A 4,379-nucleotide genomic window follows, 5' to 3' on the forward strand; every position below is an offset into this window, starting at 1 on the left:
GCGTCTGGGTGACCTCGACCGGCCGCAGCCGGCGGGACGAGGGGATGTATTTCTCCTGCAGGCGAGCGGCGAGGAAATAGCTTTCGAGATCCTGGAAGAAACGGCGGCGCACGCCGGGACGGATCACCTTGACCGCCACCTTGGTGGCAATGCCGTCATGGACAGCGTCGGCGGCATGGACCTGGGCGATGGAGGCGGCGGCGACCGGGTCGCCGAATTGCGTATAGAGATCGCCGATCTTGCGCCCGAGCGAAGCCTCGATCGCCGCGATGGCCTCGGCCCGGGGGAAGGTGTGCATCTTGTCCTGCAACGTGGCGAGATCGAGCGCCATGTCGTTGCCGACGACGTCGGGCCGTGTCGCCAGGAACTGGCCGAGCTTTACATAAGATGGACCGAGCCGGACGACCGCCTTGGCCAGCCGGTCGCTGCGCTCATAGGCCAGCGCGCGGCGGCGGGTGAACAGCCGCGCCATCCGCCATCCGAACTTCGGCAGGCCGGACAGTTCCTCACCCGGCAGAGCGGCGACGACACCCTCGCGGACCAGCACCCAGCCGGCCCTTACGAGCCGGAATCCTGCACTGACATTGCTCATGGCAGCGCCAATCCTGCCGGCTCTTTGAACCGGCATAGCACGCGTCGGTTGTGAGAAATGCGGCCCGGCCTCAAAGCTTCCAGCCCGAATGAAGTGCTGCAATACCGCCGGAGTAGTTGCGGAAGGAAACGCGGTCGAAGCCGGCGCGGGAAATCATCGTCGCGAAATTCTGTTGATTGGGAAACCTGGCGATCGATTCGACCAGATAGGAATAGGGTTCGCCGTCGCCAGTGACCATCTTGCCGATCTTTGGAATGGCGTTGAACGACCAGGCTTCGTAGGCCTTGTCGAGAAGCGGCATCTCGACCTCGGAAAACTCTAGGCACAGGAAGCGCCCGCCGGGCTTCAGCACGCGAAACGCTTCGCCCAAGGCCACCTCGATGCGCGGCACGTTGCGGATGCCGAAAGCGATGGTGTAAGCGTCGAATGTGGCATCGGCAAAGGGCAGTTCCTCGGCATTGGCCTCGACGAAATCGGTGTTGCCGGACAGGCCCTTCTTTTCGGCCCGGTCGCGGCCGACAGCCAGCATCGAGCCATTGATGTCGAGCACGGTGGCATGGGCATTGCCGTGGCTGGCATCGACGATGCGGAAGGCGATGTCGCCGGTGCCGCCGGCAACGTCCAGCACGCGCCAGCCGATCCTTTTGGGAGGATTGAGCCAGGTGACCATGGCGTCCTTCCACAGCCGGTGCAGGCCGGCCGACATCAGATCGTTCATCAGGTCGTAGCGGTTGGCGACCTTGTGGAAAACATCGTTGACCAGGGACTGCTTGTCGCCAGCCCCTACACGCTTGAAACCATAGGAGGTTTCCATGCCGCCCGCGGCCGTGGTTCTCTCAACTGACATTTTTTTGATCCGTCATAAAACCGGCGGGACCATAGCCGATCGATGGTGCGGGCGCTATTGTTTAAGGCGCGGTGTTCAGCCGCGCTTCCAGGTGGCGGGTTTTCGAGACCTGGACGGACCGACGGGATGGTTGAATGCCTTTGAAAGCGGAACTGCACTGCCACATCGAAGGGGCAGCGGCGCCCGAACTCGTCATCCGCCAGGCGCAGAAATACGGCAAGGACACCTCGCCCTATATCCAGAACGGTTCCTTCGTCTGGCATGACTTCACCTCCTTCCTGGCGGCTTATGATTTTTCCGCCGATCTGTTCCGGACCGAGGAGGACTATGCGCGGCTGGCCGACCATTATCTGACCAGTCTCGCTCGCGACGGCGCCATCTATTCCGAGGTGTTCACCTCGCCGGACCACGCGAAAAAGGCCGGCCTGTCGCCCAAGGCCTATACCGATGCGCTCGGCGAAGGCATGGCCCGCGCCAAGGCCAAGACCGGCATCGAGGGCCGCATGATCGTCACCGGCGTGCGCCATGTCGGCGTCGAGTCGATCGAGCAGGCGGCGCGCTTTGCGGCGCGCTGCGGGCATCCGCTGGTCACCGGTTTCGGTGTCGCCGGCGATGAGCGCATCGGCGATATGGAGGACTATGTCAGGGCTTTCGAGATCGCCCGCGAGGCCGGGCTCGGCATCACCATCCACGCCGGCGAATTGACGGGCTGGGAGACCGTCCAGGCGGCGCTCGATCATATCCGTCCGTCCCGCATCGGCCATGGCGTGCGCGCCATCGAGAACCCGGACCTCGTCCGGCGCATCGCCGACGAGGGCGTCGTGCTGGAATGCTGCCCCGGTTCCAACATCGCGCTCAAGGTGTTCGACAGTTTCGCCGATCATCCATTTCCGGCCCTGCAGGCGGCCGGCTGCAAGGTGACGCTCAATTCCGACGATCCGCCCTATTTCTGGACCTCGCTGAAGCGGGAATACGACATTGCCGCCGAGCATTTCTCGATGAACGAAAAGGCGCTGGCCGCCGTCACCCGCACCGCCATCGAAGCCGCTTTCGTCGATAGAAAGACGAAGACCGCGCTTCTTGCCCGGTTGAACAGCGCGGCACGCTGATTTCCGCCGACAAAGCTGTGGTCGGTGCGGGCCAAGCGGTTCCTTGACCGGCGCATTGCCGCTAGGGTTCGCTCAGGCAGCTTGAAGCGCGGCGCGTCCGAAAGGGCCATGCGCGCATTTTCGGGCGCAGGCATCAGGAGAACACCATGCAGGGCGTCACCGTCGTCGACCACCCGCTTGTCCAGCACAAGCTGACCATCATGCGCAAGAAGGAAACCTCGACGGCCGGCTTTCGCCGGCTGCTGCGCGAAATCTCGCTGCTGCTCGGATACGAGGTCACCCGCAACCTCGAACTGACGACGACGACCATCGAGACGCCGATGGAAACCATGGAAGCGCCGACGCTTGAGGGCAAGAAGCTGGTCTTTGCCTCCGTGCTGCGCGCCGGCAACGGCTTGCTGGAAGGCCTGCTCGACCTGGTTCCGGCGGCCCGCGTCGCCCATGTCGGTCTCTACCGCGATCACGAAACGCTGGAAGCGGTCGAATATTTCTTCAAGGCGCCGAGCGATCTCGCCGACCGGCTGGTGATCGTCGTCGATCCGATGCTGGCCACCGCCAATTCGGCGATCGCGGCGATCGACAAGCTGAAAGAGCGCGGCGCCACCAACATCCGTTTCCTTTGCCTGCTGGCGGCGCCCGAAGGCATCGAACGCTTTCTCAAGGCGCATCCGGACGTTCCCGTCTTCACCGCTTCGATCGACCGCCAGCTCAACGAGAAGGGCTACATCATGCCCGGCCTCGGCGACGCCGGCGACCGCATGTACGGGACCAAGTAATACCAGGCAAAGTCACCTGGTGCGATTTACCAAACGTTTACGCAAAGGCGCGGTTTTGGCGCGCGTTAAAGCGGCAAACACCATCCGGGTCTAACGATCGGCTGTCACTACGGCGCCGCGCGTCCATTTCGGACGCGCAAAGGACGCTGTAGCATTTTGATTTGCGCGTGAGCCTTTCGGAAATCGATCCCGATTTCCGGGGTCATGCGGCGAGGCCGATCCATGCTGCGCAAACTTCTGATCCTCGCCGTTTTCGCCGGTTCATCGGCATCGATACCGATTGTGTACCAGTCCAATCCGCAACTCGTCGAAAACCTGCTGAGGTCGGCGGTGCCGGGCAAACAAGCGGTCGAAGCCCAACCAGACGTCAATCTGGCATCGGTGCCCAACAAGCCCGCGGCACCGCTGCCGATGGGCCGCAAGGTGGTCGTCGCGGCAGACGAGCGCGGACATTTCTCATCGGCTTTCAAGTTCAACGGGCGCCAGGTCGACGGCATGATCGACACCGGCGCCACGCTGGTCGCCATCAACATGTCGACGGCACGCCGAATCGGCTTGTCGCTGAATGCTTCGGACTTCAGCCACGAGGTCAACACGGCCAACGGCACCATCAAGGCGGCCGTGGCCATGATCGACCGCCTGCAGATCGGCAACATCACGGTCAATGACGTCCAGACCATCGTGCTCGACGACAGGGCGCTGCGCACCAATCTGATCGGCATGAGCTTTCTCAACCGGCTCGACAAATACCAGGTCGAGAACGGCACGCTGCTGCTCGTCCAGTAAGGCTATTCGTTTTCCGCAATTTCCAAGGGAAAGCGCTATGCGCTTTCCCGGGAAAACCGGTCCACCACTTTTCCTGGAATTGCTTCAGCCGCGCGGCAGAATCCGCCGGATGACCGACTTGTCGGCGGGCGGCTTCGAGGCGCCGACCGTATAGGCCGAAAGCACGGTAGCCGCGGCGGCCTCGGCATCGGCCGATGAGCGGGCATGGATCAGCGCCAGCGGCTCGCCGATCCCAACCTCCGCACCGACCGGCAACAACCTGGTGATGC

5 protein-coding genes and 1 pseudogene are annotated in these 4,379 nt (G+C 63.0%); 3 read left to right on the plus strand and 3 right to left on the minus strand.

The features are described 5' to 3' along the window. Both EN984_RS24020 and ubiE read right to left on the minus strand, forming a co-directional pair. Positions 1-592 (minus strand): AarF/UbiB family protein (locus EN984_RS24020; protein ID WP_245480105.1); only part of this gene is annotated, 592 nt, incomplete at its 3' end. Positions 593-662: 70 nt separating this feature from the next. Next, positions 663-1,439 carry a bifunctional demethylmenaquinone methyltransferase/2-methoxy-6-polyprenyl-1,4-benzoquinol methylase UbiE gene (gene ubiE / locus EN984_RS24025; RefSeq protein WP_127266931.1) on the minus strand — a complete coding sequence of 259 codons (777 nt, stop codon included), beginning with the start codon at positions 1,437-1,439 and terminating at the stop codon, positions 663-665. A gap of 134 nt (positions 1,440-1,573) precedes the next feature. On the opposite strand from ubiE, the gene EN984_RS24030 reads away from it, so the two are divergent. The 3 genes from EN984_RS24030 to EN984_RS24040 all read left to right on the plus strand — a co-directional run bounded on the left by EN984_RS24030 (position 1,574) and on the right by EN984_RS24040 (position 4,110). Beyond that, positions 1,574-2,548 (plus strand): adenosine deaminase, encoded by a 975-nt coding sequence (locus EN984_RS24030; protein WP_127266930.1) that lies wholly within the window; start codon positions 1,574-1,576, stop codon positions 2,546-2,548. Positions 2,549-2,694: 146 nt separating this feature from the next. Beyond that, a complete protein-coding gene (upp, locus tag EN984_RS24035) occupies positions 2,695-3,324 on the plus strand; it encodes a uracil phosphoribosyltransferase (RefSeq protein WP_127266929.1) in 630 nt (209 codons plus the stop codon). A 222-nt stretch (positions 3,325-3,546) separates the two neighbouring features. Continuing rightward, a complete protein-coding gene (locus tag EN984_RS24040; protein WP_127266928.1) occupies positions 3,547-4,110 on the plus strand; it encodes a TIGR02281 family clan AA aspartic protease in 564 nt (187 codons plus the stop codon). 84 nt (positions 4,111-4,194) lie between these two features. Here the strand turns inward: EN984_RS24040 and EN984_RS24045 are convergent. Next, positions 4,195-4,379: pseudogene (locus EN984_RS24045) on the minus strand (thymidine phosphorylase); the annotation flags it as partial.

This window comes from Mesorhizobium sp. M7A.F.Ca.CA.004.12.1.1 (assembly GCF_003997835.1).
Lineage (GTDB): Bacteria > Pseudomonadota > Alphaproteobacteria > Rhizobiales > Rhizobiaceae > Mesorhizobium.

Coding starts and splice junctions, on each gene's coding strand:
- ubiE (WP_127266931.1), bottom strand. CDS start 1,439: ATGTCAGTTGAGAGAACCACGGCCGCGGGCGGCATGGAAACCTCCTAT.
- EN984_RS24030 (WP_127266930.1), top strand. CDS start 1,574: ATGCCTTTGAAAGCGGAACTGCACTGCCACATCGAAGGGGCAGCGGCG.
- upp (WP_127266929.1), top strand. CDS start 2,695: ATGCAGGGCGTCACCGTCGTCGACCACCCGCTTGTCCAGCACAAGCTG.
- EN984_RS24040 (WP_127266928.1), top strand. CDS start 3,547: ATGCTGCGCAAACTTCTGATCCTCGCCGTTTTCGCCGGTTCATCGGCA.